The organism is Hydrogenophaga sp. (assembly GCF_041633695.1).
In the GTDB taxonomy this organism is placed as follows: Bacteria; Pseudomonadota; Gammaproteobacteria; order Burkholderiales; family Burkholderiaceae_C; genus Hydrogenophaga.
Window position 1 is genome coordinate 1 of sequence record NZ_JBFJMY010000032.1, and the last position, 19,196, is coordinate 19,196.

Below are 19,196 nucleotides of genomic sequence, written 5' to 3' on the forward strand. Positions count from 1 at the left end.
CAGCCGCTCGCAAGAAAAAGAAAGCCTGAAGCAGCAGGCCGGAGCCCTGAGGCCCAGGACCCTAGCTCAGGGATTCGATCAGGTCGATGTATTGCTGCATCGCAGCATCCTGCTCTGTGCCCTTGCACTGGTTCCAGGCGTCCCACTTGGCGCGCCCCACCATGTCGCCGAACCCGGGTTTCTTGTCGGTGTTGTCACCGGTGGTGGACTGCTTGTACAACCCATAAATCTTCAGCAAGGTGCTGTTGTCGGGCCGTTCGCTGAGGTTCTTGGAATTCGCCACGGCGGTTTCAAAGCGGGTTTTCAAATCGGACATGCGGAATCTCCTGTGGTGGTGTTGTGCGCGCCCGGCGGCACAGCCGCTGCCCATGCAGAGCGGTACCGGTATTAGGGCTGGTCCCATATCTTACGGGCTGCACTGCCTGCAAAATAGACGCAGCAGCCCACTGGCGTACTCTGCTCCCACCCTCTTGCCGTCGCCCTTCCTGGGATCAAGGAAATCACATGGTCCAGCGCATAGCCGCCCCCACGAAGCCCGAACCGGCGACCCCGCCCGCACCCAAAACCCGAAGCCGTCCCAAGCGGCCGTCTGCCGCCCGTCAACTGGGCAAAACGCTGGGGCTGGGCGGCGAGCGCATGAGCAAGGTCGACACCGCCTGGCTGCGCATGGACTCCGACAGCAACCTGATGATGATCGTCGGCGTCTGGATACTGCGTCCCACCATCACGGTGGCGGCCCTGCGCGAGCGGGTGCAGGAACGCCTGCTGCCCTACCGCCGGTTCGTGCAGTGCGCGCGAGAAGACGCCGCTGGCGCGCAATGGCTGGACGACCCGGATTTCCGCATCGAACGCCACGTGTTGACCCACCAGCTCGCGAGGCAGCGCGGGCGCACCGAACAGCAGGCGCTGCAAGAGCGGGTGGCCGAACTCGCCATGCAACCGCTGGACCGTGAACACCCACTGTGGCAGTTTGAGCTGATCGAAGACTACGCGGGTGGATCGGCGCTGATTGCCCGCATCCACCACTGCATCGCCGACGGCATTGCGCTCATCAGCGTCATGATGAGCCTGGTCGATGGCGGCGCTTTGCCGACAGCGCGCAGCCGGCGCAAGGCCGACGCGAACGACCAGGGGTCGGCGCAAGACTGGCTGGCCGACAGTTTCATCCGTCCACTCGGCGGTGTGGCCGCGCGCGCGCTGGAGGCAGCGGGCGACGGCACGGCCAAATCGCTGTCCATGTTGGCCAGCCCGCAAAAAAGCCTGGGGCAGACCTTGGCCCAGACACTGGACCTGGCGCGCATGGGTGGCCAGTTGGCCAGCGACATCGCCGCCCTGGCGCTCATGGCCGACGATTCACCGACCCGGCTCAAAGGCCAGCCCGGGCGACACAAGCGCGTGGCCTGGTGCGAACCGATACCGCTGGACGAGATCAAGGCCGTGGGCAAGGCGCTCAACTGCTCGATCAACGACGTGTTGATGAGTTGCGTGGCCGGCGCCATCGGCGCCTACCTGCGCGCACACGGCGACCACACCGAGGGGCAGGAAATCCGCGCCATGGTGCCCATCAACCTGCGGCCGCTGGAGGACGCCTGGAAGCTGGGCAACCGCTTTGGCCTGGTTCCTCTGGTGCTGCCGGTGGGACGCGAAAACCCCATCGAGCGGGTGTTTGAAGTCCGCGCGCGCATGAACAACCTCAAAGGCAGCCTGCAACCGCTGCTGGCCTTCGGCATGCTGTCGGTCGCCGGCCTGATGATCAAACCGGCGCAAGACGCCTTGCTCAACCTGTTTGGGCGCAAGACCACGGCGGTCATGACCAATGTGCCCGGCCCGTCGACCAAGCTGCGGTTCTGCGGCGCCATGCTGGAGCAGACCATGTTCTGGGTGCCACAAACAGGCAGTGTGGGCCTGGGCATTTCCATACTGAGCTACGGTGGTGGCGTGCAATTCGGCGTGATCACCGACACCCAGTTGTGCCCCGACCCCCAGCTCATCATCGATCAGTTCGCACCCGAATTTGCCCGCCTGACGCTGCTCACCCTGATGCTGCCCTGGGGGGAATCCCCGGCCAGCTAACAGCCGTGTCAGGGCGGGGTCTGCGGACTCAGTTGACAAGGCGACGGGCAGCGACTTCCAGCAAGCCGTCAAAGATCAGGCTGTCCACGAGTTCGCAGCGGGTGGACATGCTGGGCGCCATCTTCCAGCCCGCGCCACCGGTCATGAAACACACCGGCGCCTCACCGCAATGGCGTTGCAGGTTTTCCACCATGCGCTGCACCGCCCCGGCGATGGCAAAGGTGCCCCCGCTGGTCAAGGCGTCACTGGTGTTGGTGGGGAAATTGCAGACTTCACCAGTGGGCACGTGCAGACCGGCGGTACCGGATTCCAGGGCGCGCAACATGATGCCGTGCCCCGGCAGGATGATGCCGCCCAGAAAGCGGCCCTCGGTATCGATGGCTTCGACCGTCACGGCCGTACCCACCATCACCACCACACAGGGTTTGGCGGGCCCCATGGCAAGCAGGCGCTGGCGCGCACCGATCATGGCCACCCAGCGGTCCGATCCCAGGCGGGCCGGGTGGTCGTAACCGTTGACCATGCCGGCTTCGGCGTTGCTGGACACCACCCAGCTCGGTGTCACGTCCCACAGCTCCAGTTGCTCCTCGACCCGGCGCTTGACCGCGTCGCCGGCCACAATACAGCCCATGACGTGGTCCGGCGACGACAAGCTGCTCCACTCGCCTTCGGCCAGCTTCTCGATGTTTTCCAGGAACTGCGCCCCATGGGCAAGCAAGCGGGATCCCGCACGGGGCGTGTCGTACAAGGCCCACTTCAAGCGGGTGTTGCCAACGTCCAGAGCCAAAAATGTCATGGGCGCATTATGACCAAGCTGCCGCCCCCGTTCTGCCGCAGCGCAACATAGCAGGCACGAACAGCCCGTTGCCTAGATCAAGCCAATCCAGCAGGCGCGCTGAACCGCTGCCAATTTGTTGTCGGTGTTGAGCTTGGCCATGGCATTGGCCAGGTGGTAGTTCACCGTGCGCTCCGAACAGTCCATGCGTCCGGCGGTCTCGCGCGCCGTCAGCCCCTCAAAAGCGAGGTTGAGGCTTTCCTGCTCGCGCGGGCTCAGACTGACGCGCTGCGTGGCAATGGCCCGCTTGAGCATGGGCCAGATATTGAAGGCCGACCAAGCCAGTGCAGCGGCCTGCGCACGGTCGGCAAACGTGCGTGGACTGAACATGAAGCACTCGAACGCGCGCCCAGCTGGCAAACTGAACGCCACCCGCACCAAGGTCTGGTGGCCATGGGCCAGCCAAAGCCGACGCCAGCGCCCTGTGTGCTCAAAAGCAGCCTTGGAGATGTCTTGCCATGCCACCAGCGGTGCATCGCTCTCGCGCCAACTGGCTCCGAAATCTCGACTCTCGGCCAGCGCCTGTGCCGCGCCCAGCAGGCGCGGTGGATGCACCGCCAGCACGTCCCGGTCGTCGCTACCGCCCGTCGGACTGGGGCCCAGCACCAGAACCGCTTCAACGCCTTGGTCGTGCAGCGCGCATACCCAATCCGCCAAAATTGCGTCGACGCTGACACTGTCAAAGTTAACAGGCAAGGTCATGGTTTGTTGCACCTTGTTGCAGGGACAATGGGTACTGTCATTTGCGGACCTCCAGAAAGCGCCGGTGGCGTATATATAAAGGAAGCATGTTGACTCTGGACAGGTTGTGGTTCAACAGCGCCAAAGCGCATATCTGGCAATGGTGGCTGGACGAAGTCGTACACGCGCCGCTGGAACCCATTTTGCACCCATCACGCACTCGCTTGCAGTGGTTAGGTGCTTTTACGTTGATGGGCCAGGCTCTCTTCGCCTGGATTTGGGGAGTTTACCTACCGCAACCCTATGAAAACATCTACGTTCGGGTCTTCGTCGCCCTGCTGGGCGTGCCGTTGTTGCTCGACTCGGTCAACCGGGACTTGACCTCCAAGATATGCATTTGGGTTTTCGGCGTCGTCTTCTGGCTTCAGTTACCGGTCTTTTTCAGTTGGATGTATTGGATGAATGACGGCAATCGCGCATGGCTTGCCAGTGTGGCGGCCATGTTGTTGATCTATTACCACATCACCGACTGGCGGCTGGCCACACTCGGGAGCGTTGCTGGCCTTGGCACAGGATTTTTCCTCTTTGTCCTGTTTCAGCCGCAAAGCGCTGCCATCCCTTTGCCGTTCCCGGACATGACCAATGTGGTGGTGATCGCTTTCTCTTGGTCCATGAGTTTGATGCTGGGACTGTCCAGCGCCAATCTGCGCCGTACCCGTTTGCTCAATACCCTGAGCACCATTGGCGTGATGGCCCACGAACTGAGAACTCCGTTGGCCACCGTGAATCTGATGAGCGACGTGTTGCGCAATCTGGCCAAAAACGATATCGCCGAGGGCAAACGCAGAAAAATCGAGGATTTGGCGGACCGGTTGCAAAGTTTGGTCAAAAGCATGAACCGGCAGATCGACACCCAGATATCCAATGCGCAACTGCAGCGGCTACCGAGCGAATCGGCTCCCGTTCTCGCAGCCGAACTGGTGCAAGATGTGGTGAACAACTATCCTTATCGCACCAGCCGCGAGCGCGAGTGTGTGCAGGTGGTGCTTTTGCAGGACTTTTGTTTCCTGGCCTCAAGACCGCTATTTGCACAGGTATTGTCCAATTTGGTGAAGAATGCATTGCATTCACTGGCGTCTGCCAGCACCGCGCCCAGTCCCGGCGATTTGCGCATTGACATCGGACTGCACCGCGGCAAAGGCCGCATTGCAGTGTCTGACGAGGGGCTGGGCATTGCACACGACAAACAACGGCGCATTTTTGAGCCGTTTTTCTCCACCCAGGCCGGTGCTGGCAACGGACTCGGTCTGACCTTCTGCAAAAACGTGGTTGAAGCCGCTCATGGCCAACTCAGCGTGCATTCCGAACCGGGCTTGGGAGCGGTCTTCATGATCGACCTCCCTCTCAGTGGCGCGCATCCCATGACTCCTCACACTTCGATCTGAACCCTTTCATGGCACTCAAGCTCTCTCTTTTCCATCGGCCAGGCAGCATCCTGTTTCTGGATGACGACTCGGACTACCTGGACATGCTGGGCATGGTCATGCCGGCCGAGTGGCAAGTCGAGCTGTTCTCGCGTCCGGCCGTTTTCTCCGAACGCATGCGCCTGGAACCAGCGCGCTGGGAGGCCGATGCCGGCCTCCAGCTGCAAATGATCGAACGCAAAAAACAAGGGCATGCGCTGATTCCGCAGGTGCTGCGGTATTGGGCCAACAACCCGTCGCGCTACCAACTGGCCCAGACCTGCGTCGTCGACTACGCCATGCCGGGTACCAACGGCCTGATGGTGCTCAACACCTTGCTGGACTGGCCGGGCTCCCGCGTTTTGCTGACCGGGCAGGCGGACGAGCAAATCGCCATACAGGCGTTCAACAACGGCTTGATCGATCAGTTCATCCCCAAACAGACCACCGACATCACCGAACGGCTGCTGAGCGCCCTCAACAAACTGGCCTTTGCGGCGCATCCGCGCCTCAACACCTTGTGGCGTGCAGCGCTGCGACCGATTCAACAATCGATGCTGCAAATTCCGTCGGTGGCTCGATCCTTGTTGAACCACGCCACCAAGCATTGGGTCGAATACGTGGTGCTGGACGAACCCTTTGGTCTGCTCGGTCTGGATGCGCAAGGGCGCTGCGAATGGATGCAACTGGAATCCACCGAGATGCTGAACGATCTGGCGGAGCTCGCCAGTTCGGCCGGTATGGGCTTTGATGTGGTGCGCGCGGTGGCAGCCGGTAAGGTCTTGCCTGCCGTCGAACTGCACCAGCAGTTGGGTCTGAGCGGAGCAGTGCGAACCGCACCGACGTTTCCGATCGGCGATGACGGCTTGCTCATCGCAGCCGTCTTCGCACTGGAACCCGCTGATCTGCCGTTGCCGATTTATGCGTTCCGCAACTTCCTGGAAGCGCACGAACAACGCAACATTCAGGATGCCTGAGCTTGAACCCGCGCTCGGCGGGCAATGGGCCAGTCCCATGGCTTGACCAGCGGCGCGATCTCCCTGGCCACCTCGATCACATGACCGAGCTCGGTTTCGGTCAAGGCCGCGTGCAGGGTCAGCCGGGCCAGCGAGCGGTTCTTGCTCGTTGCAGGGGCGCAGAACATGGCGCTGAACACGCCTCTTGCGTCCAACTCGTCGCGTAGCCGAACCGTCTCGGGCTCCGGTCCAGCCTCCAGCGCAATGATTTGCTCGGACCCTTGGTGGATCGGGTAGCCCATCTCGGTCAAAGCACCCCTCATTTGCCGGGTGATGGCATGTAGCCGGGTGCGCGCTGCATCGGATGCCTGCAACACTTTGACCGTCGCATGCAATGCAACGGCTTCGTGCGGCAAGAGACAAGAACTGAAGATGTTCGGGAAGCTGGACGTCAGGATGTGGTAGCGCAAACTCGCCGGTGCGGTGAAGAATCCGGCCCGTCCAGCAACGGCTTTGGCCAGACTGGCGGTGATGAAGTGAACACGGTCCGTGACACCCAGTGCCGCACACAGCCCAGCACCCTGTGGACCATGGGTTCCGAGTGAATGGGATTCGTCGACCAGGATCATGCAACCCTGGCTTTCCACCACGTCAAGAATTTCCTCCAAGCGGCACATGGCCCCGGTGGTGCTGTAGACCGAATCCACGATCACCAGTCCCGGGCCGTGGCGGGCGATCATGCGCGCCAACTGGCCTGGCTCGTTGTGCCTGAAGGCGTGCGCCGGAGCACGAGCGGCGTGTGCACCTTCCCACAGCGATGCATGGGCCATGGAGTCGAGATAAATCGGCGTATCTGCATTCGCGATGGTCTGTATCAGACCCACGTTGGCGGCATAGCCGGACTGGCAGACAAACCCGTCTTCTTTGCCCACCCACTGCGCCAAAGCCAACTCCAGGTTCCTCGTGGGATGCTCATCCAGCAGAAACACGCTGGACTGCACCACGTAGTTGCTGGGCATGGTCAGTGCCTTGACCTGGGCCGACACGATATCGGGGTGGCCGCTCACCGCCAGATAGTCGTTGCCGTCCAATCTGACCGCGTTCGGACCGGGGCGCGCCCCTTGGACCACAAAGCGCTCGTTCCAAAGACCCTTCCAGCGGGGATAAAAATCCCGCTCCAGACGCTGCTCCAGCGCGGCCAACAGCGGAGGATTTTTGTGAGACTGGCGAGGCTGGGCGACGTGAGCATTTGTTTCGGCGGGGTGGACTTTGAGAGCTTCCATGGAAATCTCCTGTTAAGAAAGAAATTCCCATTGAAAAAAGAAATCTGTGAATAAACGCACGAACCCTGTCAGATTTGACAGGGGTAAGAAATCTTTCTTCTCAAGTTTTGGTCTGTTGAGCCGATGGGCGGCGCATGGGCCGCTGGCTTGACACCCCCGGAGAAGCCCTCAGTTTTGCCGCCAGGGCAGTCCGTGAAAACGCCAACCACCTCGACCACCGCGGTGCGCCTGCCCATCCGGATCGCCCTCAAAGCCCTCCAGAATGTTGTACGCCTCCAGCCCCAGCTCCGTCGCCCGCTTGGCTGCGGCGACCGAGCGCACACCGCTGCGGCACAACATCACCAGCTTTTTGCCGCTCGCCGCCGCCTGAACCGCGGCGTCAAATCCGGCATTCAAGGCCATGCCTGGCCACTGCTTCCAGGCCACCGCCACCGCGCCGGGCACGAAGCCCACCCACTCGCGTTCGGCGTCGCTGCGCACATCGATCAAAACCGCCTCGCCCGACTGTACCCACTGCCAGGCCAGCTGCGGCGACACGTCGCCGGCATAGCCCGGCTGGCCGGGCCGGGCCTGCATCAATTGCGCGCCGTCCACATCGTGCCGGATGCCCGAGGTGAGATTGGCCGGCACGGCTTCGTCGATGCGACGGGGTCGGGGCAGATGCAGCGCGTCCATGATGGCAATGAACTCTGCTTCGCTTTTGCCTGCGATGCGCGGGTTGGTGGCGATTTCCTGGCCGATGCTCGAATGGCTTCTTCCCTGGTAGTCGTGTCCTGGCCAGACGGTGGTGTCCGCAGGCAGTTTGAACAAGATCTGGGTCAGGCTGTGGTACAGGTCTTGTGCGCTGCCCGACTGAAAATCGGTCCGCCCGCAACCGTTGATCAGCAGCGTGTCCCCGGTAAAAACATGGTTGCGCCACAGAAAACTCATGCTGCCAGCGGTGTGCCCAGGGGTATGCAAAGCGCTCAGAACTTCGCCACCAAACTGCAAAGTGCCGCCGTGTTCGAGCTGCACCGAAGCGGTGCCGATGCCGCAACCCACCGGCGCGGCTGTCTTGGCGCCCGCCAGTTCGGCCAGCTTGCCGGCGCTGGTGATGTGGTCGGCATGGGCGTGCGTCTCTATGGTCCAGACCAGTTTCAAACCGTATTCGCGCAGCGTGGCCAGATCGCGCTCGATCTGCTCGTCCACCGGGTCGATGATGAGCGCTTCGCGTGTGACTTGATCGAACAGCACGTAGGTATAGGTGCTGGAGGTCGGGTCGAACAACTGTATGGGGTTCATGCTGGGCTCCGGAGGTTTCAGGAAAATCGTGACAACAGATCCGCCACATCGTCGGCCGGAACGTCGCCTTGTGCAATGACGCAGCCCACCAGGACGAAGAAGCTCTTGTCCAGGGCTTTGCGAGCGGCGGCCAGCTGCTGGGCCACTTTTTCACAATCGGTATCGGCCTCGATCAGACGCTGAATGCCGCGCACCTGGCCTTCGACGCGCCGCAGGCGCATCAACAATGCGCGTTTGCGCTTGGGATCTTGCACAGTGCTCATGGGGCCTTCTTGTAGGAGAGAACGGTCAAACTTAGAAAGGGATAGGGGTATGCAATGGCCTTGCATTCGCCTTGATTTATACCCCATGGGGTATATTAGCGACACCACAAGGACTTGTCCACATGAACACACTACATCCCTACCTACAGTCCGCCATCGGAGGCGTTCTGATCGGACTCGCCAGCTGGCTGGTTCTGGCCTCACTGGGGCGCGTCACCGGTATCAGCGGCATCGTCAGCTCGGCTCTGCTCGGCCCGAAAGGCGACGCGGCCTGGCGGCGCGCCTTCCTGGTCGGCCTGATTGGCGGGGGCGCCATCTTCTCGGCGCTTCTGGGCATTCCCCAGCCCGAACCCCAACCGCTGTGGCTGATGGTGCTGGCGGGCTTGCTGGTCGGCTATGGCACGGTGCGAGGCTCTGGCTGCACCAGCGGCCATGGCGTGTGCGGCCTGGGGCGGCGCTCCAAACGCTCGTTGGTGGCGGTGCTGCTATTCATGGGCAGCGCCATGGCCACGGTTTTTGTTTCCCAATGGCTGCCCCTGGGCCGCTGAAAGCCCTTATGTCAAACACCAACACCGCCTTTTCTTCTCCTGCCAGCCGCCCCTGGTTGACCGCCGCAGTGGCGTGCGCCGCCGGTGCCCTGTTCGCTCTGGGTCTGGTCGTTTCGGGCATGACACAGCCCGCCAAGGTATTGGGGTTTCTGGATATCGCCGCCCTGGTCTCCGCCATACAAGTCGGTAGCTTCCCTGGCGACTGGGACCCGTCGTTGGGTTTTGTGATGGCGGGTGCCGTCGCCGTAACGTGGTTTGCCTTTGCCACCACCGGCCCACAACAAGGTCGAAGCCCTTGGCTGGCCCGTCGCTTTGAGCTGCCCGATCAACAACAGATAGACCGGCCCTTGGTGTTGGGTGCGGTGGTGTTCGGCATCGGCTGGGGGCTGTCGGGTTATTGCCCTGGGCCGGCGCTGGCCAGCGCGCTCTCGGGCTCCTGGGGCATGGCCGCCTTCTTGCCGGCGATGCTGGCCGGCATGTGGTTCGCTAAAAAAAGCCGCTGAAATTTTCGCTGCGCCCACGGGTCGTCCCCATGGTGCGCAAGCCCGTGCTGCGCTATCATGCAATTGACGTTTACGTAAACGTCAATCAAAATCACGCGCATCCACGATCGAGACTGTGACGACAGACCCGTGATGCCCCACGTGGTCCGATCAGCCCGTCACCGAAACGCCACATGCCCAGCAAGTCCGCTCATCCATTGCCCTATCCCGCGCAGGCGCTGCTGGCGTCCAAAGGCAGCCCGCTGCGAGACTGGCAGGTGGCGCCACGTTCACCGGGCGAACAGGACAAGAAGGCCAAACCGGTCCAGCTGAAAAATTTCGATCCGAGCCAGAAGCCCTGGTCGGCTGGGAGCAAATCGGACGATCAAGCCCGCGTGCTGGCCTTGGCCCAGGAGCTCGACGGCTTGCAGGAACTGTTTTTTGCGGACCGCCGCTACAAACTGCTGGTCGTTCTGCAAGGCACCGATACGTCGGGCAAAGACGGCACCGTTCGCGGTGTCTTCAGCCAGACCAGCCCGCTGGGTGTGCACACCATCGGGTGGAAAGCGCCGACCGAAGACGAGCGCGCCCACGACTACCTATGGCGCATCCACAAAGCGGTACCGGGCGCCGGCGACATCACGGTGTTCAACCGCAGCCACTACGAAGATGTGCTGGTCCCCGTGGTCAACAACTGGATCACGCCGGAACAAACCGAGCAGCGCTACGCCCAGATCAACGCCTTCGAGCAGATGCTGGCAGAGACCGGTACCGTGGTGCTCAAGTTCATGCTGCACATCGGTTTTGACGAACAACGCGCACGCCTGCAGGCGCGCGTGGACGATCCGACCAAACACTGGAAGTTCAGCCACGGCGATCTGGAGGTGCGCCAGCAATGGGACGCCTACCAAGCGGCCTACGAGGCCTTGCTCAATGCCACCAGCACACCCTGGGCACCCTGGAACGTGGTGCCCGCGAACTCCAAAACCCACCGCAACCTGATGATCGCCACCACCGTGCGCGACACCCTCAAAGCCCTGGATCTGCGCTACCCGCCAGAAGATCCCAGCCTGGCTGGCCTGCGCATTGGCTGAACCCCGAACACCCACGAAACCCCGAGACACCACATGACCGACCTCAGCGCCGAATACCAATCCCTGGCCAACTACCGGCCCACACACAAGGTGCGCTTCGTCACCGCCGCCAGCCTGTTCGACGGCCACGACGCGGCCATCAACATCATGCGGCGCATCCTGCAAGGCATGGGTGCCGAAGTCATCCACCTGGGACACAACCGGTCGGTGGACGAAGTGGTCACCGCCGCGCTGCAAGAAGACGCCCAGGGCATCGCCATCAGCTCCTACCAGGGCGGCCACGTGGAGTACTTCAAGTACATGGTCGATCTGCTGAAATCGCGCGGTGGCGAACACGTGCAGGTGTTTGGCGGCGGTGGTGGGGTGATCGTGCCCAGCGAAATCCGCGAACTGCAGGCCTATGGCGTCACCCGCATCTACAGCCCGGAAGACGGGCAAAAGATGGGCCTGGCCGGCATGATCGGCGAGATGGTGATGCGCTGCGACAAGGACGTCACCGGCTACGCACCGCAAGCCATCGAGGCCATACAGGGCCATGGCGAAATGCACTGGCGGGCGCTGGCCCAGCTCATCACCGCGCTGGAAAATCAGCGGGCGGATGCCGACCTGGTGCAAGCCATCCGCAGCGCAGCCGCCGACAAAAAGGTGCCCGTGGTGGGCATCACCGGTACCGGCGGTGCGGGCAAATCCAGCCTGACCGACGAACTGGTGCGCCGCCTGCGCCTGGACCAGGACGACAGCTTGCGCGTGGCCGTCATTTCCATCGACCCATCGCGGCGCAAGAGCGGCGGCGCCCTGTTGGGCGACCGCATCCGCATGAATGCGATCAACCCCTGGCAGCAAGGCCAGCGCGTGTTCATGCGCAGCCTGGCCACCCGCGATTTCGGCAGCGAAATCAGCGCCGCCCTGCCCGACGTGATCGCCGCTTGCAAGGTGTCCGGCTTTGACCTGATCGTGGTCGAGACCTCGGGCATAGGCCAGGGCGACGCGGCCATCGTGCCGCATGTGGACGTGCCCATGTACGTGATGACGCCCGAATTCGGCGCGGCCAGCCAGCTGGAGAAGATCGACATGCTCGACTTCGCCGAGTTCGTGGCCATCAACAAATTCGACCGCAAAGGCGCCGCCGATGCGCTGCGCGACGTGGCCAAACAGGTGCAGCGCAACCGCGAAGCCTTTACCGTGATGCCCGACACCATGCCGGTGTTTGGCACCATGGCGGCGCGCTTCAACGACGACGGCGTGACCGCGCTGTACCAGGCGCTCAAGCCCCGCCTGGAGAGCCTGGGTCTGCCATTGACCGAGGGCAAGCTGCCGCGCGTACAAGTGCGCCACAGCACCAACCAGACCCCGGTGGTGCCCGCTGCACGCACCCGCTACCTGGCCGAAATCAGCGAGACCGTGCGGGGCTACAAGAAGCGTGCGCGCGAACAAGCCCGGTTGGCGCGCGAGATCCAGCAGCTCCAGGCCAGCGCCGCCATGCTGCGTGTGGAGAAACCCGATCGCTCGCGCGCCGCCGAAGCCGTGATCGACCTGGCCCAGGTGCGTGAACTCGACCAGGACCCCGGTGCGCGCAAGCTGCTGACCCAGTGGCCCGACATGCAAAAGGCCTATGCCGGCGACGAATACGTGGTGAAGATCCGCGACAAGGAAATCCGCACCGCCCTGACCACCAAAAGCCTGTCGGGCACCGCCATCCGCAAGGTCGCGCTGCCGCAGTTTGAGGACCACGGCGAAATCCTGAAGTGGCTGATGCTGGACAACGTGCCCGGCAGCTTCCCCTATACCGGCGGCACCTTCGCCTTCAAGCGCGAGGGCGAAGACCCGACCCGCATGTTCGCTGGCGAAGGCGATCCGTTCCGCACCAACCGCCGCTTCAAGCTGCTCTCCTCGGGCACGCCCGCCAAGCGCCTGTCCACCGCCTTCGACTCGGTCACGCTCTATGGCAACGACCCCGACCCGCGTCCGGACATCTACGGCAAGGTCGGCAACTCGGGCGTGTCCATCGCCACGCTGGACGACATGAAGGTGTTGTACGGCGGCTTTGACCTGTGCCACCCCGCCACCAGCGTGTCCATGACGATCAACGGCCCGGCGCCCAGCATCCTGGCCATGTTCATGAACACCGCCATCGACCAGAACCTGGAGAAATTCCAGACCGAGAACGGCCGCGCGCCCACCGACACCGAAGCGGCCAAGATCAAGGAGTGGGTGCTGGCCAATGTGCGCGGCACCGTGCAGGCCGACATCCTGAAAGAAGACCAGGGCCAGAACACCTGCATCTTCTCGACCGAGTTCAGCCTGAAGGTCATGGGCGACATCGCCGAATACTTTGTGCACCACGATGTGCGCAACTTCTATTCGGTGTCCATCTCGGGCTACCACATCGCCGAGGCTGGCGCCAACCCGATCAGCCAGCTTGCCTTCACGCTGTCCAACGGCTTCACCTTTGTGGAGGCGTATCTGGCGCGTGGCATGCACATCGACGACTTCGCGCCCAACCTCTCCTTCTTCTTCAGCAACGGCATGGACCCGGAATACACCGTGATGGGCCGGGTGGCGCGCCGCATCTGGGCCGTGGCCATGCGCGACAAGTACGGCGCCAACGAACGCAGCCAGAAACTGAAATACCACGTGCAGACCAGCGGGCGCAGCCTGCACGCGCAGGAAATCCAGTTCAACGACATCCGCACCACGCTGCAGGCCCTGATCGCGATCTACGACAACTGCAACAGCCTGCACACCAACGCCTTCGACGAGGCCATCACCACGCCCACCGAAGATTCGGTGCGCCGGGCCATGGCGATCCAGCTCATCATCAACCGCGAATGGGGCCTGGCCAAAAACGAAAACCCCAGCCAGGGCGCCTTCATCATCGAAGAGTTGACCGAGCTGCTGGAAGAGGCGGTGCTGGCCGAGTTTGAAAAGATCGCCGAACGCGGCGGTGTGCTGGGCGCCATGGAGACCGGCTACCAGCGCGGCAAGATCCAGGACGAGTCGATGCACTACGAGATGCTCAAGCACACGGGGGAATACCCCATCATCGGTGTCAACACCTTCCGCAACCCGCACGGCGACCAGGTCATGGAGACCTTGGAGCTTGCCCGCTCCACGGACGAAGAAAAGCAGTCGCAACTGAAACGCCTGGCCGACTTCCACCAGCGCCATGCCGCCGAGTCGTCGGCCATGCTGCAGCGCCTGCAGCGCGCCGTGATCGAGAACCACAACGTCTTCGAGGTGCTGATGGAAGCGGTGCGCTGCTGCTCGCTGGGTCAGATCACCGACGCTCTGTTTGAAGTCGGCGGCCAGTACCGCCGCAATATGTGAGCCGCATCGACGGCCTCACTGCAAATCACCAACCTTCGCATCAGGAGCTCTGCTAGACTGAAAATCCCGTCACTCCCTTGGGGATGCTCAGATGCACATCGGCCCCGAATTGCCTTCGCCGGTTTCCTTCCTGGACACCGGGAAAAGTCAGTCAACGGGAGCTCTTGGCTTGCCTACCGCCACCATCAAGAACCAGCAGCGCCAGCTGCTGGTGGTCACGGTCGGAGCCATCTTGCTGTTGCTGGGCAGCGTCGGGTTTTTTGCATGGCTGGAACGCCAGCGGGATCTGGACAGCGCGGCCGCCGTCGCTGGGCAACGCGTTGCGCGGCTCGCTGAAGACCTGAGCCAGTCGCTCGCGCTGGCGCAAGTGGCCATCGCGCAAGCAGAAGCGGCCCGACGGCAGGTGCCCGCGCTACCGGTGGCCGAGTTGCAAAGAGAGGCGCTTCGGCGGACCGAACTGCTGGCGGCACTCCCTCTTCCTTTTGATTTGCACGCTCTGGATGCCCAGGGCCGCGTCATCGACCCGCACGCACCGAGCGATGAGCGCCCACCCCACACCCATGCCTTGCCTTCCGCGCAATCCGAGCATTGGCAGATTGGTGATACGCAGGGTCCACCCTCGGCCCGGTATATCCCACTGGTCTGGTCAACCGGCAGCAACGCGGCTGGCGTGGCGGGTTATGCGGTAGACCTGACCCACCAGGCCCTGTTGCGCCGCTACGAGGCCGACCGGCCACAGCGCGGCAGCGGTGTGGCCCTGTTCCGACTGGAGCCCGATGGCAGCCTCACGGTGCTGGCGCGGGTGCCCTTGGTCGAATCGGAAATAGGCAAACGGGTGCGAGGACCGCTGGCCCAGGCCCTGCAGCGAGCGCCAATGGGCAGCTTCGACGACGTGACCCAGATCGATGGGCGCCGGCGCGTCGTCGCCTACCAACGCCTGGAAGGCGCAGCGGACGGACTGGTTATCGGCCACGGCATGGCCACCCAGGCCGTGTTGGCCGAATGGACGGCATCGCTGCCCTATCTGGTGGGGATTTCGTTGTTGCTGGCCGCAGGCATGGGCTTTGGTGGCTGGCGCTTCGCCCGCTCGCTGAGCGCGCTGTCGCGCAGCCACTACAAGCTGGCACACAGCGAGCAGCAACTGCGAACGCTGGCGGGCAATTTGCCCGACATGGTGGTGCGCTATGACCAAACCGGCCGCCACGTCTATGCCAATCCAGCGGTGCTGGGCGCCACCGGCCTCATGCCGCGCGACTTTATCGGCAAGACCGACACCGACCTAGGTATGTCTGCCGAAGGCGTGGCCACGCTGACGAACAGCTTGCGGCGGGTGTTTTCAAGTGGGCAGACCGAAAGGCTGGAGCTCGAACTGCCTGGCCCCGATGGCATGCAAAATTGGGAGTCGCTGGTGGTGCTCGAACCCCCCTTGGGTGACGCCGAACCCACCGCCTTGGTGATCAGCCGCAACATCACCGAACGCCGCCGCACCGAAGAGGCTCTGCGCGCCAGCGAACAGCGCTTTCGCTTGGCCGCGTCTTTTGGCCAGGTGTGGGACTGGGACATCGTCGGCAAAGGCATCAATTTCCCGGTGGACAGTTTCTGGCTGCACCTGGGCTTGGTCCCTCCCACCCCGGCCGAAGCGGTCAGCGCTCTCGAAGCCTTGATGTTCGAAGAAGACCGCCCGCGCTGGCGCGAAGCTTTGCGCCGCCACTGGCGTGAGCGGGAGCCCTATTCGGTGGATTTCCGGGTCCACGACGCCCAAGGACGCGTGCGCTGGTTCCTGACGCAAGGGCAGGCGGTGTGGGACGCATCCGGCCAAGCCACCTATATGGCGGGCACCACCTTTGAAATCACCGAGCGCAGATTGGCCGAACAAGCGCTGCGCACCAACGAAGAAATGCTGCGCCAGTTCTTCGATTCGGAGTTGGTGGGCATGGCCATCACCGTCCCAGACAAGCGCTGGCAGCAGTTCAACGCGCGCCTGTGTGAGATGCTGGGCTACAGCAACGAGCAGTTGCAAAAGGTGACCTGGGCCGATATCACCCACCCGGACGATTTGCCGCGCGACCTGGCGCAGTTCAACAAGGTGCTGGCGGGCGAAATCGACAACTACCGCATGGACAAGCGCTACATCCGCAGCGACGGTACAACGCTCCATGCCGCCATCGCGGTGCATTGCCAGCGCGATGCACACAGCCATCCGCTGCGTCTGTACGCCATCGTGGAAGACATCGGTGCGCGCAAAGAAGCCGAGGCGCGGCTGGCGCAACAGCGCGACGAACTGGAACACATGGTGCAGCGGCGCACGGTGGAACTGGCGCTGAGCGAAGCGCGGTACCGGCACATTTTTGAAACGGCGCCGGTCGGCCTGGCAGAAGAAGACTGGTCGGAGGTGCAATACCTGTTGCGCGAACTGCGGGCCAGCGGCGTCACCGATGGCCCGGCCTACTTTGCAGAGCACCCCGAATTCGTGGAAGACTGCCTGCACGCCGTGCACATTGTTCACATGAACAAAAAGGGCTTGGCCCTGCACGGCGCCACGGTGCTGGGCCGGGATATACCGGACCTGTCGGTGATTTTTCCAACACCCGAGGACAGGCAACATTTCACCAGGGAAATCGAGGCGCTCTGGCGTGGCGACAGGCTGTACACCGCGCCCCGACACCAGCCTTCGGCAAGTGGAACGACGACACACTTGATGATCACCTTGTCCCTGCCCAAGCTGGACGAAGACGATGGCATGGCCCTGGTGTCGATGGTGGACATCACCGAAATCGACCGCCTGCACGCCGAGCTGGACGACAACGTGCAGCGGCTGGGCGAGGCCAACGCCGAGCTGGAAGCTTTCACCTATACGGTGTCCCACGACCTCAAGGCGCCGCTGCGCGGCATCAGTGGCTACGCCGCTTTGCTGGTGGAGGAGCAGCAGCATCAGCTCGACGCGGAAGGACAGGAACACCTCCAGCGCATACTGCACGCGACCAACCACATGACCGCCTTGATCAACGATCTGCTGGCCTACTCCCGAATGGAACGCCAGGAGAAAGTGCTGACCACCGTCGTTGTCGAAGCGCTCGTGAGCAATGTGCTCGACGGTTTGCGCAACGTGATCGACCTCCATGGCGTGCAAGTGCAAAGCCATTTGCACACAGGCCTGAAAGTGTGGGCCAACAGCCAGGATCTGGCCATGGTTTTGCGCAATCTGATCGACAACGCGGTCAAGTTCAGCCGCCCGGATCAGACCCCCAGCATCGCCATCAGCGCCAACAGCGACGGCGACCGGGCACAGATCGCGGTGCGCGACAACGGCATGGGTTTCGACATGAAGTACCACGACCGCATCTTCACCATCTTCCAGCGCCTGCACCGCTCCGAAGACTATTCGGGAACCGGCATCGGTCTGGCCATGGTGCGAAAAGCCATGGAGCGCATGGGCGGCAGCGTCAGAGCCGAGAGTGAACCCGGACTGGGAACCACGTTCTTCATCGACCTGCCCCTGGCCCGCTGATCCTGCGGCCGCTTCGCACAACCCGCCCAGAGGTCTGGCTAAGACGCTCCGATCAAGGGCAGGTTGAGCAGCAGGTTCTGCGGCTTGAGCTTGAGCTGCCCATTGGCCGCCATCGCCAGACCCAGGTACACCGGCTTGCCTCGCACGTCGGCGCGCACATCCATGGGGTTCTCAAAGCGCAGACTGAACAGGCTGATCAGCCGCTTTTGCCGATCCAGGTCCACCGCCACACCGGTATACAAGTCGTTGAGCAAGGCACTGGCCTCTTTGTCCAGACCCAGGTGCCAGCGCCAAGCCTGGTCCTCCACCCGCGCCTCTGGTCGGATGTGCACCACCACGCCGAGAAAATGCAGCAGCCATTTTTCCAGCACCTGCGCCAGCGCCTTCAGACCCGACTGCGCCCGGTTCATGGTCAGCGTCAGGCCGTGTGGCAATTCGCGCTGCACCTCGTGGGTCAGGTCGAGCAGGAAATTGAAGCGCCCGGCACCCGGCAGACTGTTCCAATACCGCGCGCCATTGTCCGGGCCCAGCACTTCCAGTTGCACCGTGGGCAACTCGGCGCCACTTTGCAGCAGCAAACGCCCCACCGCACCCATGCCCGCCGTCTCGTGCATCAGATCCAGCACCTCGCTGTCTCCAGCGAGCACCCGTCCCTCCTGTACCTGCACTTGCTGGCGCCGAAACAACATTTCCGCCGCGCGCCATTGCCAGGCGTCGTCCACACCGCGCAGCACGTGGCACACGATGGCCTGTACCACCAGGTCCAGAAACAAGGGCGGCACCTGCACCGCACCGGCCTGGAACTGCGCGACGTAAGCCGCCTCCAGCGACCCGGCTTGGTTGAGTTGATCGCGAAAACCGAGGAAGAGGCGGTAGTTGGCCTGGGCGTCGGCGTCCAGCAGCGCGGTGATCTCGTGTTCGGACACTTCGCGCCCGGGCGACTGCAACAAACTGGCGTGCAAAGCCCGCTCGGCGTCGCAAGACTCGTCCACCGGTTGCAGTTCCGGCCTTTGCAACCACACCCGCCAATACGCATCGGTCGGGCACAACTGGCCGTTGGCGTCGCAACGGAGATGCTCGTAGCCACAAGCGGCCCAGGCGGAAGGTTCAGCGGAGGTCATTTGGAAGTCGCCTGCATGCATGCCCAACACGGAAGGTGTTGGCACAGTGCCCAGGATTGTCGGTCATGGCGAGGCTCTGGCCCTGCCCGCACCAAAAGCGAGTAGGCGGCGAGCCAGCCCACCGCCCCCTGGGCAGGCAGCGCGCAGGCGCCAACCCATGCACCCGCGTCAGGGCGCCGACTGCAAAGCGCCGCTCACGCGGGAGCTGCCAGCGATGGCACGCAACGCATAAGGCTGTGGCGAATCCTGGGTGTAGTTGGCGTCGGGCACGCCGCTGACAC

The 19,196-nt window shown here is 62.9% G+C and carries 15 protein-coding genes and 1 pseudogene; 8 read left to right on the top strand and 8 right to left on the bottom strand.

Translation table 11 applies throughout. The features are described from left to right. Positions 1-61: 61 nt before the first annotated feature. The gene (locus tag ABYB95_RS03505) at positions 62-316 is read right to left on the bottom strand and encodes an acyl-CoA-binding protein (protein ID WP_372657061.1); all 255 of its coding nucleotides are present in this window, start codon (positions 314-316) and stop codon (positions 62-64) included. 188 nt (positions 317-504) lie between these two features. On the opposite strand from ABYB95_RS03505, the gene ABYB95_RS03510 reads away from it, so the two are divergent. Continuing rightward, complete coding sequence (locus ABYB95_RS03510; protein WP_372657062.1) at positions 505-2,073, top strand: wax ester/triacylglycerol synthase family O-acyltransferase; 1,569 nt, start codon at positions 505-507, stop codon at positions 2,071-2,073. 28 nt (positions 2,074-2,101) lie between these two features. Here ABYB95_RS03510 and ABYB95_RS03515 read toward each other — a convergent pair whose 3' ends face one another. Together ABYB95_RS03515 and ABYB95_RS03520 are read right to left on the bottom strand one after the other, a co-directional pair. Continuing rightward, entirely contained in the window at positions 2,102-2,869 is a 768-nt protein-coding gene (locus ABYB95_RS03515) for a type III pantothenate kinase (protein ID WP_372657063.1), read from the bottom strand. Positions 2,870-2,941: 72 nt separating this feature from the next. Then, entirely contained in the window at positions 2,942-3,610 is a 669-nt protein-coding gene (locus ABYB95_RS03520) for a LuxR C-terminal-related transcriptional regulator (RefSeq protein ID WP_372657064.1), read from the bottom strand. 86 nt (positions 3,611-3,696) lie between these two features. Here ABYB95_RS03520 and ABYB95_RS03525 point away from each other — a divergent pair, with 86 nt between their 5' ends. Together ABYB95_RS03525 and ABYB95_RS03530 are read left to right on the top strand one after the other, a co-directional pair. Further along, positions 3,697-5,034, top strand: a complete 1,338-nt coding sequence (locus ABYB95_RS03525) for a sensor histidine kinase (protein WP_372657065.1) — start codon at positions 3,697-3,699, stop codon at positions 5,032-5,034. Between the two features lie 8 nt (positions 5,035-5,042). After that, complete coding sequence (locus ABYB95_RS03530) at positions 5,043-6,029, top strand: response regulator (protein ID WP_372657066.1); 987 nt, start codon at positions 5,043-5,045, stop codon at positions 6,027-6,029. On the opposite strand, the gene cqsA is transcribed toward ABYB95_RS03530, so the two are convergent. The 4 genes and pseudogenes from cqsA to ABYB95_RS03550 all read right to left on the bottom strand — a co-directional run bounded on the left by cqsA (position 6,017) and on the right by ABYB95_RS03550 (position 8,835). Further along, positions 6,017-7,291, bottom strand: a complete 1,275-nt coding sequence (gene cqsA / locus ABYB95_RS03535; RefSeq protein WP_372657067.1) for an alpha-hydroxyketone-type quorum-sensing autoinducer synthase — start codon at positions 7,289-7,291, stop codon at positions 6,017-6,019. The genes ABYB95_RS03530 and cqsA overlap by 13 nt on opposite strands. A gap of 168 nt (positions 7,292-7,459) precedes the next feature. Beyond that, complete coding sequence (locus ABYB95_RS03540) at positions 7,460-7,867, bottom strand: rhodanese-like domain-containing protein (protein ID WP_372657075.1); 408 nt, start codon at positions 7,865-7,867, stop codon at positions 7,460-7,462. Between the two features lie 204 nt (positions 7,868-8,071). Then, positions 8,072-8,572: pseudogene (locus tag ABYB95_RS03545) on the bottom strand (MBL fold metallo-hydrolase); the annotation flags it as partial. Positions 8,573-8,589: 17 nt separating this feature from the next. Beyond that, the gene (locus ABYB95_RS03550) at positions 8,590-8,835 is read right to left on the bottom strand and encodes a metal-sensitive transcriptional regulator (RefSeq protein WP_372657068.1); all 246 of its coding nucleotides are present in this window, start codon (positions 8,833-8,835) and stop codon (positions 8,590-8,592) included. Between the two features lie 122 nt (positions 8,836-8,957). Between ABYB95_RS03550 and ABYB95_RS03555 the strand changes: the two genes are divergently transcribed. The 5 genes from ABYB95_RS03555 to ABYB95_RS03575 all read left to right on the top strand — a co-directional run bounded on the left by ABYB95_RS03555 (position 8,958) and on the right by ABYB95_RS03575 (position 17,794). After that, the gene (locus tag ABYB95_RS03555; RefSeq protein ID WP_372657069.1) at positions 8,958-9,383 is read left to right on the top strand and encodes a YeeE/YedE family protein; all 426 of its coding nucleotides are present in this window, start codon (positions 8,958-8,960) and stop codon (positions 9,381-9,383) included. An 8-nt stretch (positions 9,384-9,391) separates the two neighbouring features. Further along, positions 9,392-9,886, top strand: coding sequence for a DUF6691 family protein (locus tag ABYB95_RS03560; RefSeq protein ID WP_372657070.1), 495 nt, complete (start codon positions 9,392-9,394; stop codon positions 9,884-9,886). A 173-nt stretch (positions 9,887-10,059) separates the two neighbouring features. After that, positions 10,060-10,959, top strand: a complete 900-nt coding sequence (locus ABYB95_RS03565; protein WP_372657071.1) for a PPK2 family polyphosphate kinase — start codon at positions 10,060-10,062, stop codon at positions 10,957-10,959. 33 nt (positions 10,960-10,992) lie between these two features. Continuing rightward, positions 10,993-14,286: a fused isobutyryl-CoA mutase/GTPase IcmF gene (icmF, locus tag ABYB95_RS03570; protein WP_372657072.1), complete on the top strand. Its 3,294-nt coding sequence runs from the start codon at positions 10,993-10,995 to the stop codon at positions 14,284-14,286. Between the two features lie 169 nt (positions 14,287-14,455). Further along, positions 14,456-17,794 (top strand): PAS domain S-box protein, encoded by a 3,339-nt coding sequence (locus ABYB95_RS03575; protein ID WP_372657073.1) that lies wholly within the window; start codon positions 14,456-14,458, stop codon positions 17,792-17,794. A gap of 38 nt (positions 17,795-17,832) precedes the next feature. On the opposite strand, the gene ABYB95_RS03580 is transcribed toward ABYB95_RS03575, so the two are convergent. Next, a complete protein-coding gene (locus tag ABYB95_RS03580) occupies positions 17,833-18,915 on the bottom strand; it encodes a DUF6352 family protein (protein ID WP_372657074.1) in 1,083 nt (360 codons plus the stop codon). Between the last annotated feature and the right edge of the window lie 281 nt (positions 18,916-19,196).

Coding starts and splice junctions, on each gene's coding strand:
- ABYB95_RS03510 (WP_372657062.1), top strand. CDS start 505: ATGGTCCAGCGCATAGCCGCCCCCACGAAGCCCGAACCGGCGACCCCG.
- ABYB95_RS03540 (WP_372657075.1), bottom strand. CDS start 7,867: ATGCAGGCCCGGCCCGGCCAGCCGGGCTATGCCGGCGACGTGTCGCCG.
- ABYB95_RS03565 (WP_372657071.1), top strand. CDS start 10,060: ATGCCCAGCAAGTCCGCTCATCCATTGCCCTATCCCGCGCAGGCGCTG.
- ABYB95_RS03580 (WP_372657074.1), bottom strand. CDS start 18,915: ATGACCTCCGCTGAACCTTCCGCCTGGGCCGCTTGTGGCTACGAGCAT.
- ABYB95_RS03520 (WP_372657064.1), bottom strand. CDS start 3,610: ATGACCTTGCCTGTTAACTTTGACAGTGTCAGCGTCGACGCAATTTTG.
- ABYB95_RS03515 (WP_372657063.1), bottom strand. CDS start 2,869: ATGACATTTTTGGCTCTGGACGTTGGCAACACCCGCTTGAAGTGGGCC.
- cqsA (WP_372657067.1), bottom strand. CDS start 7,291: ATGGAAGCTCTCAAAGTCCACCCCGCCGAAACAAATGCTCACGTCGCC.
- ABYB95_RS03555 (WP_372657069.1), top strand. CDS start 8,958: ATGAACACACTACATCCCTACCTACAGTCCGCCATCGGAGGCGTTCTG.
- ABYB95_RS03560 (WP_372657070.1), top strand. CDS start 9,392: ATGTCAAACACCAACACCGCCTTTTCTTCTCCTGCCAGCCGCCCCTGG.
- icmF (WP_372657072.1), top strand. CDS start 10,993: ATGACCGACCTCAGCGCCGAATACCAATCCCTGGCCAACTACCGGCCC.
- ABYB95_RS03525 (WP_372657065.1), top strand. CDS start 3,697: ATGTTGACTCTGGACAGGTTGTGGTTCAACAGCGCCAAAGCGCATATC.
- ABYB95_RS03530 (WP_372657066.1), top strand. CDS start 5,043: ATGGCACTCAAGCTCTCTCTTTTCCATCGGCCAGGCAGCATCCTGTTT.
- ABYB95_RS03550 (WP_372657068.1), bottom strand. CDS start 8,835: ATGAGCACTGTGCAAGATCCCAAGCGCAAACGCGCATTGTTGATGCGC.
- ABYB95_RS03505 (WP_372657061.1), bottom strand. CDS start 316: ATGTCCGATTTGAAAACCCGCTTTGAAACCGCCGTGGCGAATTCCAAG.